The organism is Ochrobactrum sp. EDr1-4 (assembly GCF_049199085.1).
Classification (GTDB): Bacteria; Pseudomonadota; Alphaproteobacteria; order Rhizobiales; family Rhizobiaceae; genus Brucella.
Genome location: NZ_JBLZOF010000001.1, coordinates 256970 through 274034 on the forward strand (window position 1 = coordinate 256970; position 17065 = coordinate 274034).

The following is a 17065-nucleotide window of genomic DNA, read 5'->3' on the forward strand; positions in this document are numbered from 1 at the left end:
GTCACTCATCAGCATCACGGGCTGCTTCAAGCGTTGCTATGTCGAGCTTGACCATCGTCATCATCGCATTTGCTACACGCTGCCTCACTTCCGGCGAGCCATTTTGCAGAATATCAAGCATGAATTCAGGCACAATCTGCCATGCGAAGCCATATTTATCGGTCAACCAGCTACATTCCATAGGCGCACCGCCTTCTAGTAGCCGTTCCCAGAATGCATCTAGCTCAGCCTGATCCTTGCATTTGAGTACAAGAGATGTTGCGGGATTGAACTTAAAGTCCGGCCCGCCATTCAGCGCGCACATAGCTTGTCCATCGAGCGTGAAGTTTGCTGCCACAACATCCGTACCGTCCGGCTGATGGCTATGTTTAAAGCGGATCAAACCGTCAAGCGACGCAGGTCTTCCCAGATCACGGAATATCGACACATAATAGTTGGCGGCTTCTTCAGCCTGCTTATCGAACCAGAGGCAAACAGTTAGACCAGACATGGTTTTCTCCTCCCTTATGTCCTGCCCCCATTTGTTCAGCCCATAGCTTTGGAAGCTGCTTCCATATCCATCCACATTATTTCCCAAATATGGCCGTCTATATCCTCGAAGCTGCGACCATACATAAAACCATAATCTTGCTTTTGAGCTGGATCTGCGCGCCCGCCTGCCTTGGCAGCTTTATCAACCGTATCGTCCACTTCCGCCTTGCTGTCTGCCGAAAGGCAAATCAATACCTCACTTGAAGTATGGGCATCTGCAATTTTCTTAGGTGTAAATTGACTGAACTTCTCATGGCTTAAAACCATGACGTGAATCGTATCGGAAAACACCATGCAGGATGCGGTTTCATCCGAAAACATTGGATTTTTTGTTGCTCCAATCGACTCGTAAAAGCCTGTCGAACGAGCGACATCTTTGACGGGCAAGTTCACAAAAATCATTTTGGCCATAACAGTTCCTCCCTACTGTATTGAATGACATAATATATAACTGAGATGCTTCCCAAAGGATGCATAACGCTTAAAATATCAAGAAGGCGATCCCGAATGACAATCCAGTTTGAACAAACCTGCCCAATCTTCAGGATTTTCGATATTGAAAAGGCCAAGGATTTCTATGTTGGGTTTCTTGGCTTTACGCTCGACTGGGAACATCGCTTTGCAGCAGGAATGCCGCTCTACATGCAGGTCTCACGCGCTGGTCTTACCTTGCATTTGAGCGAGCATCACGGAGACGGTAGCCCCGGTGCCAATATTTTCGTGCGCATGCAGGGCGTGGATGCGTTTCAGAAAGAAGTCAATTCACGTGGCTATCCATACATGCGGCCTGGTATTGAAGATCAGCCTTGGGGACGCGTGATGGCGGTTATTGATCCATTCGGAAACCGCATTCAGTTTTGCGAAGGTCCGCACGACGAATGAAAAAAATACCCGCCGTTATTCGCGGCGGGTATTTTTATGAAACGATCAGATTAATTAGTGCAGAATTTGGCTCAAGAAGAGCTTCGTGCGCTCGTGCTGCGGATTGTCGAAGAATTCAGCTGGTGAGTTCTGCTCAACGATCTGGCCCTGATCCATGAAGATCACGCGGTTCGCGACCTGACGCGCAAAGCCCATCTCGTGCGTCACGCAGATCATGGTCATGCCTTCATCAGCAAGGCTCACCATAGTATCCAGCACTTCCTTGACCATTTCCGGATCAAGCGCCGATGTCGGCTCATCAAACAGCATGACTTTCGGGCTCATGCAAAGCGCACGCGCAATTGCCACACGCTGCTGCTGGCCACCTGACAGCTGGCCCGGATATTTATTGGCCTGTTCTGGAATTTTCACGCGCTTCAGATAGTGCATCGCCACTTCTTCAGCCTGCTTCTTTGGCATCTTGCGCACCCAGATCGGGGCTAGCGTGCAGTTTTCCAGAATGGTCAGATGCGGGAACAGGTTGAAGTGCTGGAACACCATGCCGACTTCACGGCGAACTTCGTCGATCTTTTTGAGATCATTTGTCAGTTCGATGCCATCTACGATAATCTGGCCCTTCTGGTGCTCTTCCAGACGGTTGACGCAACGGATCATGGTTGATTTGCCTGAACCAGATGGCCCGGCAACAACGATGCGTTCGCCGCGCATGACCTTAAGGTTGATGTCACGCAGCACGTGGAACTCACCATACCACTTATGCATATTCTTGATCTCAATCGCCACTTCGGTCTTCGAGACTTCCAGTTTTGTACGGTCGATTTCGACACCAAGCTCAGATTGCGGGAGGGCGCTTTGTGCACTCATTTGGATTATTCCCTTTATTCTTATCGTTTATGACCCGTGTCGAGCCGTCGTTCCATGAATATAGAGTATCGCGACATGGCGAAACAGAAAATCCAGAAAACGAAGCCCGCAAAGACCAATCCAGTTGCAGGTGTCTGTGGAGAAGCCCAGTTTGCATCGGAAAAGTTCTGTCGGACAATACCGAGCAGGTCAAACATGCCGATGATGTAAACAAGGCTGGTGTCTTTAAACAGACCAATAAATGTGTTCACGATGCCGGGTATCACCAGCTTCAATGCTTGTGGCAAGATGATGAGGTTTGTCTTCTGCCAATAGCCCAGCCCGAGTGCGTCCGCCCCCTCATATTGACCACGTGGAATAGCTTGCAAGCCACCACGAACAACTTCTGCCATATAGGCGGAGGCGAACAATGCCACACCAATCAGTGCGCGCATCAATTTGTCGAAAGTGACGCCCGGCGGAAGGAAGAGCGGCAGCATAACACTTGCCATGAACAAGACCGTGACCAATGGAACGCCACGCACCGTTTCGATGAAGATGATCGACATCGTCTTGATCACAGGCAGCTTTGAACGCCGTCCCAAGGCAAGTACAATACCCAAAGGCAACGACACTGCGATGCCGACGAACGACAAAACCAATGTTACAAGAAGGCCGCCCCAAAGCGATGTTTCAACATAACGCAGACCAAAAGAACCGCCGACCAACAAGAAATAGGCGATAATCGGAAACGCGAAGAAGAACAGAATGGCGTTGATGACCTTGTGCGGGATTTTCGGGATCAGCAACGGAACGAGCAAAATTACGAACAATGCCGCTGTCAAATCAACGCGCCAGCGCTCTTCAAACGGATAACGTCCATAAATAAACTGCTGATATTTCGCATTCACAAATGCCCAGCAAGCACCTGACCAGCCTTCAGGTTGAACACCACCCTGAATGACCGTCAGACATGCCGTGCGGTCTGTTCCTGTCCACGCAGCATTAATAAACAGCCACTGGACCATCGGCGGCAAAAACCACGCAACAATCGCCAGACCAAAAATCGTCAGTGCCGCATCTGTAGGCGTGGCAAAAAGATTAACACGCAGCCAATGCGAAAAGCCCTGCACTGAACGAGGTGGGGTTTCCCCCTCGACCATTTGCGTTCGGACATATTGGAGATTTGTATTTTCCATGCTCATCTCTCCACCAATGCCATTTTCGCATTAAACCAGTTCATCAGACCGGAAACGATCAAGCTGATGCTGAGATAGATCACCATCCAGATAGCAACGACTTCAACAGCTTGGCCTGTCTGGTTGAGGATTGTGCCACCAACAGCAACAAGATCAGGATACCCGATTGCAATTGCGAGCGATGAGTTTTTGATCAGATTGAGATACTGGCTCGAAAGCGGTGGAATAATGATGCGCAAAGCCTGTGGCACGACAATCAGGCGCATCGTCTGGCCGGGTCGTAAACCAACAGCATAAGCCGCTTCGGTCTGGCCTTTGTTTACGCCCAAAACGCCTGCACGAACGGTTTCCGCAATGAATGATGCGGTATAGAAAGACAAAGCCAGCAAGAGCGCCAGAAATTCTGGCTTCACCTGCGCACCGCCCGTCAGATTGAACGTTCCGAGCTTTGGCAGATCAAACGAGATAGGAAATCCTGTCACGATCAGTGCCAGGATCGGCAAACCAATGATCAAGGCAGCAGAAACGCGCACCGTATGGAACGGCTGGCCTGTCGCCATTTGCCTACGCTTAGCCCAGCGCGCCACGAAAAATGATGCGATGATACCGAGAAGCAAAGCGACAGGCAGCAACCAAGCCCCCTCACCCCAAATAGGTGCCGGCATGAAAAAACCGCGATTGTTGAGATAGGTCCCAAGCGGCAAAGAAAGGCTTTCACGCGCCTGCGGCAAGACCGAAAGAACGCCGAAATACCAAAAAAAGATAACAAGCAGCGGCGGAATATTACGGAAAACTTCGACATAGACGGTGCAAATTTTGCGGATCAGCCAATTACGAGACAGTCTTCCAATGCCAACCAGAAAACCAATAACTGACGCCAGAATTACACCCAAACCCGCCACATAAAGCGTGTTGAGAAGGCCAACGAGAATAGCACGGCCATAGGTCGAATCGCTGTTGTAAGGAATGAGCGTCTGGCTAATATCAAAGCCTGCCCGTCCGGTTAGAAAGCCAAAACCGGAAGCAATATTGGCACGTTGAAGATTAGTGATCGTGTTTCCAACGATCCAATAAATAGAACCGATAACGACTACGAACACCACGACCTGATAAAAAATGCCGCGTACCCGCGGGTCATAAAGGAGTGATGTGCCCCTGTCGCTTCGGCGTTTGTCAGTTGCAGAATAGGAAGCCATATGTTCCCTGTTTTCTCTCGGCCACTGTATTCGCTTTGAAAATAGCTAACGATCCCGCCCCAATCGGAAGACCATTTCAGAGCCGTCGCAGAGATTGCCGAAGATTGCGGCTCTGACCGTCCGATACAGAGCGCTTATTAAATTATCCGATAAAAGCTATTGGCATGACTTGAGCACCTAGTCGTTTCCGATAATGCAAAAGATCAGTGACCAATCCCAGAGCCGACAAATCCGGCGGGTGCATTTCTGCCCCCGCCAAATGTCGTGCGACTAAGCGCTGTTTTAACGGATCGGCATACCGTATTGTAGGCCGCCCTTGTTCCACTCAGCATTCAAGCCACGCGCGATCTTAAGCGGGCTACCGGCACCAAGGTTACGCTCGAACATTTCGCCGTAGTTGCCCACGCCCTTAACGATATTGACAACCCAATCATTGTTGAGGCCAAGGTCGGTGCCGATCTTGGTATCAGCTTCTGATCCGAGCAGACGCTTGATTTCCGGATTATCGGAATTCTTCATCTCTTCGACGTTCGCTTGCGTGATGCCAAATTCTTCGGCATTCAACAGCGCATAATGGGTCCAGCGGACGACATCAGCCCACTTCGAATCGCCCTGAAGAACAGCTGGTCCGAGTGGCTCTTTTGAAATGATTTCTGGTAGAACGACATGATCGTCAGGATTTGCCAGTGTCAAACGAATTGAATAAAGGCCCGACTGATCAGTCGTGTAAGCATCGCAACGGCCAGAGTCATAGGCAGAGTTTGCTTCTTCAACCTTTTCGAAAACGACCGGATTATATTCCATCTTATTGGCGCGGAAATAATCGGCCATATTCAATTCAGTTGTTGTGCCTGCCTGAACGCAGATCGACGCGCCGGATAGCTGAAGCGCTGAATTGATGCCAGAAAGCTTCTTTGAATTAATCATGAAGCCTTGGCCGTCGTAATAATTGATGCCGGGGAAATCGAGGCCCAGCGATGTATCGCGACTGATCGTTGCCGTTGTATTACGAACCAGGACATCCACTTCGCCTGATTGCAGCGCTGTGAAACGTTCCTTCGCATTTAACGGCGTAAACTTTACCTTGGTGGGATCACCAAAAATCGCAGAAGCAATTGCACGGCAATAGTCGACATCGAAACCCGACCAATCACCTTTGTCGTTTGGGGCAGCAAATCCGAGCAAGCCGGTATTAACACCGCACTGCAGGAAGCCCTTGCCCTTAATATCGCTCAGCTTATCAGCAGATGCCCCTGAAGCTGCGCCGAGCAACGCCGCCACACCCAATACCCCTGTCAAAACTGTATTTTTCATCTGGCCTGCAACCTTTTTTATGTTCCCTGAGATCGCCAGAAAATATTCCGAGCGCCTCTGTTGCTTTATTTTTAGCAATAAGTTGAAAAAATAAGAGCTTAGCTCCTCCCCCAACCTATGCATTACGCAGACTGCCGCTCACCCGAAGCCGTTATCGGCTTTCTATATTTTATAGGTCAGCGATGCCTGTCGCCTTCACAGCCCTATCGAAGGCGAAATTTTGGCTTTGGTCAAGCGATTAACGTTGAGGAAAAAGTCTGAACGACAAAAATAACCAGTTCTAACACGCGCGTTTTTACATGATTTCCCAATTTTCGGGTAATGCTATTCAATGAGATGAACAGCATTATCCATAAAATTATCTTCTGTAAAATATACATATATATCAATGCATTATCGATATAATGACTCTATATCATTTAGGTCAGGAATCATAATTTTAGCTATTTCAGATGCGCGGCATCAACTTATCATCTTCTAGCGAAAAAATAATATTTCGCGTCGCCATAAAGCGAGCAACCCACCATGTCGCGATGAAGCCAATTGCCAGTCCGGCAACGACATCGGTCGGATAATGTGCGCCTGCTGCGAGCCTGCTGATAACAAAAAGCAGGCAAACGGGAACCGTTAGAAATCGCCATCTTGGCAAGAAAATCCATAGCGATACGAGCATGATACCCGCCATCATTGAGTGCCCCGAAGGGAAGCTTTCATAGGAATGTTCACCGCGAAAAGGCGCGAAATACGCAGAACCTAAGTCATTCAGCAGCAACGGACGTGCACGCCCAATGACCAGTTTGCCGATTTCTGTTGGAAAGCTTCCAACAACGATTGAGGCCAGAACCAGCGTTGCCCAGCTATGAAAACGAACGAGCGTCTCATGTGCGACAAGACGCATGGATGGGGAAAGCAGAAAAACAGTCCCTAACCAGACGATAATCGCCACACCGAGCCATACGAGTGTGCGAATCAAATCGGTAATGGTTCGAAGAATCTCCATAAGAAAGAAATCGCTGTTCATTGCCGACCGAATGATCTGTGCATCCCAAATATGAAGCACCAGAAGTACAAAAGGCATCAAAACGACAATCGCTGTCATTTCCATTGTCCAGCTCGATGGCGCTCCGGGATAGGCAGGTTTTACGAGCGCCTTTATCAGTTCTAATGCCGCGCGGGCCGGATAGAAAATCGTGTTTACGGCCTTACGCTCATTCAAATCGGGCATACCGGGATTACACTTCCTCTGGTTTACATTATCACTGTTACAAAGCTGCATATTGCATCCGCAACATGCGGGCCTTATCCAACTAAATAGGATCATCCATCAAAGCGGACACGAAACCTGTTTTTGCAAATTTGATCAGCAAACTTGCAGAAATCTCCGAAAGAGATTTGATGGATCAGCATGCAACATGGCCTGGAGGCAATTTCGTGACTAACAAACAGGACAAGACAGAAAAGCTGGGCATAAACACGCGTTTGACACGCGATGGCTATAATCCACGCGATTATCACGGCTTTATCAATCCACCCGTTGTGCGCGCTTCCACAGTGCTTTTCCCGGATGCCCAGACGATGGCAACTGGCAATCAAAAATATACCTATGGTACGCGTGGAACGCCGACCAGCGAAGCATTGTGCAAAGCTATCGATGCACTGGAAGGCTCAGCAGGAACTGTTTGTGTACCATCCGGTCTTGCAGCTGTCACAGTTCCGCTGCTCGGCTTTTTATCGCCTGGCGATCACGCGCTGTTTGTCGATTCGATCTACAATCCGACCCGTCATTTTGCCGATACCATCCTCAAGCGCATGGGGATTGAAGTCGAATATTACGATCCCGAAATCGGTGCGGGTATAGAAGCACTCATGCGCCCCAACACCAAAGTGGTGTTCACCGAATCGCCTGCCTCCAACACGTTCGAAATTCAGGATATTCCAGCCATTGTCGCAGCCGCACATCAGGCTGGCGCTATTGTCATGCTGGACAACACATGGGCGACGCCGCTTTACTTTAAGCCGTTGGATTTTGGCGTCGACATCAGCATTCATGCTTCCACAAAATACCCTTCCGGTCATGCAGACATTCTGTTCGGGACGATTTCCGCCAATGAAAAATGCTGGCCACAGCTGCTTGAGACCCACGGCACGCTCGGTCTTTGTGCGGCCCCTGACGATGCCTATCAAATCTTGCGCGGTCTGCGCACGATGGGCGTTCGTCTCGAACATCATCGCAAAAGTGCGCTCGAAGTTGCCCATTGGCTCGAAAGCCATCCAGCAGTTGACCGCGTTTTGCACCCTGCCCTCGAAAGCCATCCCGGTCATGAGCTCTGGAAACGTGATTTCAAAGGCTCATCAGGTGTCTTCGCTTTTGTTTTGAAGACTGGTTCGCGAAGCCAAGCACATGCTTTTTTGAATTCGCTTGAAATTTTCGGCCTTGGCTATTCATGGGGCGGATATGAGAGCCTCGCAAATGAAGTTGGGCTGAAAGACCGCACCGTCGCTAAGGGCGATTATCCGGGTCCTGTTATTCGCTTGCAGATTGGCCTTGAAGATGTGCCAGACCTGATTGCGGATCTGGAAAAAGGCTTTGCAGCGATCTGATTTCGCTCTGAACTCAGTGAAACTGAAACCCATCGCAGTCCACATTGGCTGCGATGGGTTTTTATTAGATATTACTGGATATTAATCTATAATTTGCGGGCAATCTTAGCGGATTATCGGCTTCCCTCACCGCACGAAACATTTATACTTGCGGCCATCGGCAATGGAAAATGGCTTAGGTCAGTGCAATTTTGTAACTTTATCAGAAATCAATTCAGCTTTTTTCTGAAAGCTCTCATTGCGCTTTTTGTCCTGACTTTGTCACTGATCCCAGCGAATGCACAGGATGCACCACTGCGACAGGTCAAAGTTGGCGTCTATGTCAGCGAACCTTTCGTCATCAAAGAGGGTGACACCTATAACGGCATGGCTGTCGATCTCTGGCGCGACATCGGCACGCGCCTTGGATTGGTTTCGCAATTTGTCGAATATCCAAATTACAATGAACTTGTGAAAGCCGTTTCTGAAAATCAGGTTGATGCGGCAGTAACCAATCTCACGATCACGGAAAGCCGTGCAGAAGTCGTGGATTTTACGCATCCCTGGTTCGATGCCGGGTTACGTATCTTGATTCATACCGAGGCCGGAAATGGATGGGATGACCTCATCGGTGGGCTTGAGAATGCCGGACACCTTGCAACATATGCATGGATTGGCATTGTTATTTTGATCGCCACGATCGCTCTCACTCTTTTTGATAGACGGTTCGACGAGCACTTCCCACGCCGTTGGGTAGAGGGACTCTCCGAGAGCTTTTATCATGTCGTTTCACTTGCAACGTCGGGGAAAAGTTCGCGCAAAAACCTGTTCGGTTGGGCGGGTCGAATATGGCAGGCGTTCTGGCTGGTTTTCGGTATTGCCGTGGTAGCCTATGTCACGTCATCGGTCACAAGCGTCATGACAGTTACGCATATCAACAACAAAATCAATAATTTGGCAGATCTGCAAAACAAAACTGTTGGTGTGCGTACCGGTAGCATTGCGCAACAGCTGCTTACATCCCGATCCATTTCCACCGTCACCTTTGACCACCTGCCAGAGGCCGTTTCTGCGCTCACAAATGATGAGATTTCAGCGATAGTTGGCGACAGTCCGGTCCTGGAATATTACGCTCATAAAAATCCGGATGAACCCGTCGAAATGGTTGGTAACACGTTCAGCCCCGACAAATATGGCTTTGCTTTTCCAAGACACAGCGATCTCGTAAAACCAGCTTCAGTGGCGATCATCAGCCTTCAGGAGAATGAGACCTTGCATGCCTTGAAAGTGAAGTATTTCGGGCCGGAAGAATGAGCTAGAAATGAAGTCTAGCGCTTTTGTGAGCGCCTTCACTTGTCCATTTCGCTTGTGCGTAAAATACGATAAAGAACCAGCCAGCTAATTACATTCTGACTTCAGGTGTGTTTTACACCAAAGGATACTGCCATGATGAACTGGGTTTTTGTATTGCAAGGCGTTATTGCTATCGGCCTCGCTGGGCTCGCCATTGCTGTTATTGTGCGTCATCGCAAATCCAAATAGATTTCATACACAACGGAACTTACTTCCCCTGTTCATCGTTTATTAACCAATGAAGTTGTTCAGGAGAACCCGGATGAAACTTACGTTCAAAGCGGCACTCATAGCCTTGGGTGTATTCTCCGCAGGCGCCGCTCAAGCAGCAAACGCAATCGTCACAACAAGTCTTAATGTGCGAACTGGCCCCGGAACGGGCTATGCCTCTCTGGGAAGCATTCCAAGCAGAGCCCCTGTGAATGTGCAAGGCTGCACATCGGGCTATGGATGGTGCCAAGTCAGCTATGGCGGCCTTAATGGTTGGGCGTCCTCGCGCTACCTCGCAATGCGTGAGGGTGGCAGCAATGCATCGTCCGATGATTTTAGCCGCAACGCAGCGCTTATCGGTATTCCGCTTATTGCTGGCCTAGCTATTGGCGCTGCGGTCAACGATCGAAACGACCGTTGGGACCGTCGTGACTACAACCGTCGACATTGGAATCGTGGGGATCGTGGCCGCTGGGATCGCAACAGAAACTGGGACCGTGGTCGTCATTGGGACCGCCCACGCGGAAACTGGGATCGCCCTCACCGTGACCGTGGTCAAAGGTGGAGATCAAATTCCAGCGATCGTGGGAATGGCCCACGAGGACATTAAACACACGCTAAAACAAAACGCCGCGTAATCCGCGGCGTTTTTTCAATTCTGAATGATGTAGTTTCGATAAGAGCCATTCGCGAACGCGCAATAGCTTTTTGAACTCTAAAAATTACGAGTTTGAACTTTTGAACTTTAATGACGCTAAGTCATTGTTTTGATGGCGATCCCGACTGGATTCGAACCAGTGACCTACGGCTTAGAAGGCCGGTGCTCTATCCAGCTGAGCTACGGGACCTCACCATCAGAAACCGGCCATAGCACAAAGCATAAGGCCGGGAAAAGCTGTTAATGCGTCCAAGGCTGTGGACGATAGAAGCTAAAATTATCCGAATAGGACACTTTACGACGCGCCACTTCATGCGGCTCAATCACGCGATAAGCGATGCCATTGCGGGTAGCATATTCAATCGCATCTTCGCGACTGTCAAAAGACAGGCGAATCTGGCTCTTCATATCACCGGAAGAGGTGTAGCCCATGAGCGGCTCGACCTTGCGAGCGCTTTCTGGTTCATATTCCAGAAGCCAGTTATCCGTTTTGGCTTTACCAGACTGCATCGCTGTCTTAGCTGGACGGTAAATACGTGCAACCATTTGAAGAACCTTGATCTATATTCTTAAGCCCAGTGACGGGCAGTAATTTCAACAAGGGAATAGTTCACGCGCCATACCATGTCAACGCGATAAAGGCGCACGTCACAGCATAGAGATGCGACATTGTTACTTCACAAATTGTCTTGAAAAATGGTCGGAGTGGAGAGATTCGAACTCCCGACCCTCTGGTCCCAAACCAGATGCGCTACCAGGCTGCGCTACACTCCGATGCTTTGTAAGCGGCTCTTCCCTAGATAATCAGCGAACATAAAGCAAGTGCTAAAAGGAAAATCTCGAATCTTTATTCACACACAGCTTGTTACGGGCCTTTGCTAACATTTCAACATGCGTCAGGAACCAACAATCCGCTTAAGCGTTTTAACTGCATCGTTAGAATTTCAGGAGTTCCAGAGTGAATCGCAACGGTCTTTATCTTATTATTGGTGCTCTTATTGTCGTCGTGGCGGGTTTTGCAATTTACACCTATCAGGAAGAAACCAAGCCTTCCGGTATCGAAATGAAAATTGGTGAAGGCGGCGTTTCCATTGAGGAGAACTAATCCTTTAGCATGAGAAATATGCGTCAACGTGGCGAAAAGTTGTGAGTCTAAATCGGTTGTAAACATATAAACCGATTAAGATTTCAAATGCTTACGGTTTGTGATGCAACGATTCTTTGCACTCCATGTTATTTGCCTGCCAAGCCAATGGAGGATTGCATGGACATCCAGACTTCAGATGCACTTTATCGCCGCCACGAAAATGAGTGGGCCGCAATTCGAAATGCGTTGCAGCAAAAAGAAGCCAGTGAGAAACGCGTCACTTCTGCTTCGAGCGTAAGTTTTTCGACGGAAAAGCCATCCGTACAGGAATAGATTAATTTAACACTTTCATTCAAAAACGCCGCATTAGCGGCGTTTTTTATTGGCCTAACAACGCCATGAAATCTTAAATTCAAGAAAATTCATTTGGGATTTTGTTACTGTCCGCTACTTTCTCCATATTGAAACAATTTCATCACCTTAGGATCAGGAAATGTCAGAGAAAAAAGTAGCAATCATCACAGCAGGCGGCAGTGGTATGGGTGCAGCCTCTGCCCGGCGTCTGGCCGCAGACGGCTTTGCTGTCGCCATCCTTTCATCGTCGGGTAAAGGTGAAGCCTTGGCCAAAGAGCTGGGTGGCATCGGCGTTACCGGCTCTAATCAATCAGTTGATGATCTCAAAAAGCTTGTCGATCTGACAGTCGAAAAATGGGGCCGTATTGATACGCTTGTTAACAGTGCAGGCCACGGACCCCGCGCACCGATTCTCGATATTACTGATGAAGACTGGCACAAAGGTCTGGACACCTATTTCCTGAATGTCGTGCGCCCTAGCCGCCTCGTGGTGCCTTATATGCAAAAGCAGAAATCCGGTACGATCATCAACATCTCGTCCGCATGGGCATTTGAGCCGAGCTCGATGTTCCCAACATCAGCTGTATTCCGTGCTGGCCTTGCTTCGTTCACCAAGGTATTTGCAGATACCTATGCCGCGGACAACATCCGCATGAACAACGTGCTTCCAGGCTGGATCGACAGCCTCCCCGCAACCGAAGAGCGCCGTGACAGCGTGCCGTTGCAGCGCTATGGCAAAAGCGAGGAAATCGCTGCTACTGTCGCTTTTCTTGCGTCAGAAGGCGCTGCCTACATTACGGGCCAGAACCTGCGCGTGGATGGCGGCCTCACGCGTTCCGTCTGATATTAAGCCCCGGTAACCAAATGCCAAGGAAGACATATTAGTGTCTTCCTGTAGCGATTCGGACAGGGGACAAGACATATGGCAACACGGAAACGGAGTTCCCGCCCTGCAAAACGCTCTACCGGGCGTTCGACCAGAGGCAAGGGTAATTCAGGTTCATCCGCGCCAATTCTGGCACTTGGCGCCATTCTTGCGCTGGGTGCGTTCAGCCTGTGGGCCACGGCACAGCATAAAAGCCCACAAGCTGCATTCACTGCGCTCTTTCAGCGACCTGCGGCGAAAGCCACTCCATCTGCTCCTGACAGAACCGAAGCCAGACAATCTGTCGAGAGAAAGTCTCCCGCTAAGGATTATGCTGGCGCCATTGGACCTGTCCCGCGCCCCGCAGTTGCTGTTGCGCCCACGCAATCTAAGCCTGTTCAGCAAGCCGCTATTCAAGCTCCAAAGCCACCGATGCCAACGCAAAAAATAGCGCCTCCGCCGCCACCTCCGGCGTCTGCACGCGCACTGCCGATGCCACCGCGCGGCACAAATACAGCAGCGCATTCGCCGTCTGTGATTTATGCCCGGACGAAACTCACCATTCATAAGAATGCGTGGGATAAATCACCCGCTATCGGTACGGTCGAAAGCGGACGCGAAATGCGCTCCTATGGTAAGACTGGCAAGTGGCATCGTGTCGTCGTTCCATCAACCAATATGATTGGCTGGGTGCATGAAGACGAGTTGCGCGGTGGCCGTAATAAGCCAGATACTGCACAAGTGATGACAACGGGCTCAATTGCAAAGAAGTCAGAACCAGCAACACCTGCACAGGTTCTGACACAGAAGGCTCGCATTCAGCCACCAATGGCCGTGGGGCAGAAAAACTAATTCTCTCGAGCGGCCTTTGCCATAGCAGCGATTTGCGTATCACCCCGCAGATATTTGAATCCAATCGCAGTCAATGACGACGTGTCGGCGACCATGTCGCCGAACAATTGCTCATAGAGCGTTTTTCTGCCGACCAGCGTCAGCAATGCCTTCATTATAAAAGCTGGGACAGGAAGCAGCCTTTGAGGACGGCCCAGCGCTTCGCGGACTTTTGAAACCAGTTCGCGGGTTGAACGTGGTTCCGGCTCGGCAAGATGAAAGATTTTACCCGACACATGATCCGATTGCGCTGTGGTGAGAAATACGAGCGCGCGCGCAACATTCTCAAGCGAGACAAAGCTGCGCCGATTATTGGCCAAACCAAACGGCAGCGGCAAAGCTGTGTCACAGAGTTTCATCAAAGCACGTAGATTGGCACGCGCATCTGGTCCGTACACGAGCACTGGCCGCGCAATCACCACTTCTATGCCCGTCATGATTAGCAGCGCAGATTCTGCTCTTGCTTTGGCACGACCATAATTATCGCGCGGTGATAAAGGCATATCCGGTGTCAGCGGCGATGGATTGCCTGCAACTGTGTAAATTGTCGACACGAAGATGAAACGACGAACACCGGATTGCTTCGCTCTCTCTGCAAGCGCAATGGTCAGACGGTGGTTAACCGCATCAAATTCATCCGCCTGCGGGCGTTCGGCGCCAGTTCGATGCGCCAGAGCAGCGCAATGAATAACAACATCAATGTCAGAAAAATCCGGATCAGCCAGATCATGCCGCGAAAGCGCGACGACCTCATGTCCCTCGCCCATCAACTGCTGAACAACAGCGCCACCGATAAATCCACTGGCTCCGGTGACAGCTACCTTCATGCCTTATCATGACCAGTTTCTGATAAAACCTGTGCAGCGAGCGTGCGGGTGATACGGGTCTTTTGCTCCATCGCCACGCTATCAAGGCGATCAACAATTTGGATCGCAGACAAAAGCGAACGCTCAATACGGCTGACCAGATAGCTCACAACATGCGGCTCGACACTGATCTGACGATCCGCAAAAAGCTTGTGAATGACGCCGCCAAGCAACATATCGTCCGGCTCTGCAATTTCTACAACCGTTGCTGCCTTAAGCCGCGATGCAAGATCGGGAAGTTTGACTTTCCAATTGGCTGGCAAAAGACGCGATGTCATTAACAGCGATGGTCCCGGACCAAGCGCTGCATTCTGACGAACACTATTGATGAGGTGAAACAGGCCCGTTTCATCAAAACGCGCACCACCGATATTATCAATCAGTACAGGATATTCCGCAGCACCATGGATCACACTCTCGCTGATTGATTTTGGATCAGCCAATAGCGCGCCTGTAGCGTCACGCCAGACTTCCGCCAGATGTGTTTTGCCCGCACCTGTCGGACCAGCCAAAATAACAACCGGCGCAACCCAGTGAGGCCAGCGATCAATAAGGTCTACCGCCGCGCGATTTGACCCCGTGACCATAATGTCCTCACGGTGATAACCGGGCTGATGCTCAAGAGCGAGCGGAATCTGACGCGGTGCGTCACTCATCGCTTGCTCCTGAAAATCTCACCCGGTTACGTTTTAATTTCATTTCTCTTTGCCTGCATTATCGCCAGCTTCGATCAGCAGCCCCTCATCGGGTTCAGAGCGCTTATAAACCGGATCGTACATCGGAGAATGGAGATAGCGATTAAGCGCAAAACGCACAAGCACCCCTACTGCTGCCGCGGCAGGCACCGCAACCAGCATTCCGGTGAAGCCAAACAGGGAACCGAAGGCGAACAGAGCAAACATAAGCCATACCGGATGCAGCCCTACGGACGAGCCAACGAGCTTCGGCTGCAGGATATTTCCTTCCACAAATTGACCCAGGAAAAACACGCCTGCGACAGCGACAATCATGATCCAATCCGGCCAGAACTGCACCAGTGCAACACCGATTGCGAGTGCCAGTCCGACGAAGGAACCAATATAGGGAATAAAGCTGATAAGACCGGCAAAAAAGCCTATCAGCAGGCCGAAATTAAGTCCCGTTAAGGTCAGGCCAATGGCATAATAAGTGCCAAGAATGAGGCACAAAGTACCTTGCCCTCGAACGAAGCCGGCAACTGCTGCATCCATGTCACGCGCAATACCGCGAACGGTGTAAAGCTGCTTGCGTGGAACCCATGAATCGATACGGTCAACCATGCGATCCCAGTCGAGAAGCATGTAGAACGCAACCACCGGCGTAACGATGAAAAGACCCGCAATATCAATCAGAGATTTCCCCGAATTCCACAGGGACTGAAGCAATGTGGATAGAAAACCAGCCCCTTGCTGAAGCAGCGCGCTGAGGTTTTCCTGAATGACAGAGCTATCAATGCCGATGTAGCGCTTGAGCCATTGCGAGTTTTCATTCGCCATAAGCGCTTGGAGCTGGGAGATATAATCCGGCAGCTTAGAAATGAAATCGACAAGCTGGGTCGCAAGGATCGGAATGATGATCATCAAGCCAACGACGAGTATCATTAAGAAAAGTAGCAAAATAAGAATGGTTGCAGCTAACCGCGAAAGCCCCAGTTTCTCTAGCCTGTCCGCAACAGGATCAAGGAAATAGGCCAGCGCCATACCCGCCACGAAAGGCAGCAATACCGGGCTAAAAACGACCAGAAACAACAGGAATACGATCAGTGTTCCAGTCCAGAACATAGCCTGACGACGCACGCCCGATCCTGTGAAGCCGCCGACTTCCACATTGACGTGAATATCACCATCACGCGCTACAGCTTCGGATTGCTGTATCGACTTGCTCGCTGTATCGCTCGTTATCGCGCTTAGGGCCGCGGGTTTCTTGACCATGATAATCCATTCTCTGCAAAGACAGGCCGGTAGCACTATTTGATCATATAGCTATATTACTATTTTTGAACGATGGCTGAGAAAGATAGTCGGGCCAACGCACAAACAATGCAATGCACATGCGACAGACAAGTTCCAGTGCAAACGGGTGTGGTGACTATAAATCCTCACGGCAGCAATTTTCCGCAGATTCCTGCGCTGTTTTGCGCTTTTCCGGCACTGTGGCCTTGCAGCATAAGCAATCTCATGTCATTGCGCCCTTAAACATCCACTCCCAGTTTCAGGAG

Annotated in this window: 19 protein-coding genes and 2 tRNA genes; 8 read left to right on the forward strand and 13 right to left on the reverse strand. The window is 50.1% G+C overall.

All coding sequences use genetic code 11. The features are described 5' to 3' along the window. Position 1: 1 nt before the first annotated feature. Together ACOZHT_RS01320 and ACOZHT_RS01325 are read right to left on the reverse strand one after the other, a co-directional pair. The gene (locus ACOZHT_RS01320; RefSeq protein ID WP_339508316.1) at positions 2 to 490 is read right to left on the reverse strand and encodes a VOC family protein; all 489 of its coding nucleotides are present in this window, start codon (positions 488 to 490) and stop codon (positions 2 to 4) included. A 35-nt stretch (positions 491 to 525) separates the two neighbouring features. Next, positions 526 to 942 (reverse strand): VOC family protein, encoded by a 417-nt coding sequence (locus ACOZHT_RS01325; RefSeq protein ID WP_421565266.1) that lies wholly within the window; start codon positions 940 to 942, stop codon positions 526 to 528. A 96-nt stretch (positions 943 to 1038) separates the two neighbouring features. Here ACOZHT_RS01325 and ACOZHT_RS01330 point away from each other — a divergent pair, with 96 nt between their 5' ends. Further along, on the forward strand, positions 1039 to 1413 hold the full coding sequence (locus ACOZHT_RS01330) for a glyoxalase superfamily protein (RefSeq protein ID WP_421565267.1): 375 nt from the start codon (positions 1039 to 1041) through the stop codon (positions 1411 to 1413). Between the two features lie 54 nt (positions 1414 to 1467). Here the strand turns inward: ACOZHT_RS01330 and ACOZHT_RS01335 are convergent, their stop codons facing one another. From ACOZHT_RS01335 to lpxE, 5 genes are all read right to left on the reverse strand, one after another. Next, a complete protein-coding gene (locus ACOZHT_RS01335) occupies positions 1468 to 2277 on the reverse strand; it encodes an amino acid ABC transporter ATP-binding protein (RefSeq protein ID WP_421565268.1) in 810 nt (269 codons plus the stop codon). Positions 2278 to 2297: 20 nt separating this feature from the next. Next, positions 2298 to 3455, reverse strand: a complete 1158-nt coding sequence (locus ACOZHT_RS01340; RefSeq protein WP_339508309.1) for an amino acid ABC transporter permease — start codon at positions 3453 to 3455, stop codon at positions 2298 to 2300. Between the two features lie 2 nt (positions 3456 to 3457). Then, positions 3458 to 4651 (reverse strand): amino acid ABC transporter permease, encoded by a 1194-nt coding sequence (locus tag ACOZHT_RS01345; RefSeq protein ID WP_339508307.1) that lies wholly within the window; start codon positions 4649 to 4651, stop codon positions 3458 to 3460. Between the two features lie 282 nt (positions 4652 to 4933). Continuing rightward, entirely contained in the window at positions 4934 to 5965 is a 1032-nt protein-coding gene (locus tag ACOZHT_RS01350; RefSeq protein WP_339508305.1) for an amino acid ABC transporter substrate-binding protein, read from the reverse strand. 448 nt (positions 5966 to 6413) lie between these two features. Then, positions 6414 to 7190: a lipid A 1-phosphatase LpxE gene (lpxE, locus tag ACOZHT_RS01355; RefSeq protein ID WP_421565269.1), complete on the reverse strand. Its 777-nt coding sequence runs from the start codon at positions 7188 to 7190 to the stop codon at positions 6414 to 6416. Between the two features lie 170 nt (positions 7191 to 7360). On the opposite strand from lpxE, the gene ACOZHT_RS01360 reads away from it, so the two are divergent. The 3 genes from ACOZHT_RS01360 to ACOZHT_RS01370 all read left to right on the forward strand — a co-directional run bounded on the left by ACOZHT_RS01360 (position 7361) and on the right by ACOZHT_RS01370 (position 10718). After that, positions 7361 to 8566 carry a cystathionine beta-lyase gene (locus tag ACOZHT_RS01360; RefSeq protein WP_421565270.1) on the forward strand — a complete coding sequence of 402 codons (1206 nt, stop codon included), beginning with the start codon at positions 7361 to 7363 and terminating at the stop codon, positions 8564 to 8566. Between the two features lie 258 nt (positions 8567 to 8824). Then, positions 8825 to 9859, forward strand: coding sequence for a transporter substrate-binding domain-containing protein (locus tag ACOZHT_RS01365; protein ID WP_339508299.1), 1035 nt, complete (start codon positions 8825 to 8827; stop codon positions 9857 to 9859). 301 nt (positions 9860 to 10160) lie between these two features. Continuing rightward, positions 10161 to 10718: an SH3 domain-containing protein gene (locus ACOZHT_RS01370; protein WP_339508297.1), complete on the forward strand. Its 558-nt coding sequence runs from the start codon at positions 10161 to 10163 to the stop codon at positions 10716 to 10718. A 161-nt stretch (positions 10719 to 10879) separates the two neighbouring features. On the opposite strand, the gene ACOZHT_RS01375 is transcribed toward ACOZHT_RS01370, so the two are convergent. The 3 genes from ACOZHT_RS01375 to ACOZHT_RS01385 all read right to left on the reverse strand — a co-directional run bounded on the left by ACOZHT_RS01375 (position 10880) and on the right by ACOZHT_RS01385 (position 11540). After that, positions 10880 to 10956 (reverse strand) — tRNA-Arg (locus ACOZHT_RS01375). A 50-nt stretch (positions 10957 to 11006) separates the two neighbouring features. Next, a complete protein-coding gene (locus ACOZHT_RS01380; RefSeq protein WP_421565271.1) occupies positions 11007 to 11312 on the reverse strand; it encodes an ETC complex I subunit in 306 nt (101 codons plus the stop codon). A 151-nt stretch (positions 11313 to 11463) separates the two neighbouring features. Further along, positions 11464 to 11540: transfer RNA gene (locus ACOZHT_RS01385), tRNA-Pro, on the reverse strand. Between the two features lie 184 nt (positions 11541 to 11724). Here ACOZHT_RS01385 and ACOZHT_RS01390 point away from each other — a divergent pair. The 4 genes from ACOZHT_RS01390 (at position 11725) to ACOZHT_RS01405 (ending at position 13924) form a co-directional block, all read left to right on the forward strand. Beyond that, positions 11725 to 11871 carry a hypothetical protein gene (locus tag ACOZHT_RS01390; protein WP_094507300.1) on the forward strand — a complete coding sequence of 49 codons (147 nt, stop codon included), beginning with the start codon at positions 11725 to 11727 and terminating at the stop codon, positions 11869 to 11871. Positions 11872 to 12030: 159 nt separating this feature from the next. After that, positions 12031 to 12186 carry a hypothetical protein gene (locus ACOZHT_RS01395; protein ID WP_339508291.1) on the forward strand — a complete coding sequence of 52 codons (156 nt, stop codon included), beginning with the start codon at positions 12031 to 12033 and terminating at the stop codon, positions 12184 to 12186. Between the two features lie 160 nt (positions 12187 to 12346). After that, positions 12347 to 13051, forward strand: coding sequence for an SDR family oxidoreductase (locus tag ACOZHT_RS01400; RefSeq protein WP_339508290.1), 705 nt, complete (start codon positions 12347 to 12349; stop codon positions 13049 to 13051). 78 nt (positions 13052 to 13129) lie between these two features. Continuing rightward, positions 13130 to 13924 carry a hypothetical protein gene (locus ACOZHT_RS01405; protein ID WP_339508289.1) on the forward strand — a complete coding sequence of 265 codons (795 nt, stop codon included), beginning with the start codon at positions 13130 to 13132 and terminating at the stop codon, positions 13922 to 13924. On the opposite strand, the gene ACOZHT_RS01410 is transcribed toward ACOZHT_RS01405, so the two are convergent. Genes ACOZHT_RS01410 through ACOZHT_RS01420 form a run of 3 tightly spaced genes read right to left on the reverse strand, consistent with a single transcriptional unit; the run spans position 13921 to position 16778 of the window. Further along, on the reverse strand, positions 13921 to 14790 hold the full coding sequence (locus tag ACOZHT_RS01410; RefSeq protein WP_339508287.1) for an NAD-dependent epimerase/dehydratase family protein: 870 nt from the start codon (positions 14788 to 14790) through the stop codon (positions 13921 to 13923). The two genes, ACOZHT_RS01405 and ACOZHT_RS01410, sit on opposite strands and share 4 nt — an antisense overlap. Then, positions 14787 to 15485, reverse strand: coding sequence for a DnaA regulatory inactivator HdaA (hdaA, locus tag ACOZHT_RS01415; protein WP_339508285.1), 699 nt, complete (start codon positions 15483 to 15485; stop codon positions 14787 to 14789). The genes ACOZHT_RS01410 and hdaA overlap by 4 nt, the downstream gene beginning before the upstream one ends. 39 nt (positions 15486 to 15524) lie before the next feature. Continuing rightward, positions 15525 to 16778: an AI-2E family transporter gene (locus tag ACOZHT_RS01420; protein ID WP_421565272.1), complete on the reverse strand. Its 1254-nt coding sequence runs from the start codon at positions 16776 to 16778 to the stop codon at positions 15525 to 15527. Between the last annotated feature and the right edge of the window lie 287 nt (positions 16779 to 17065).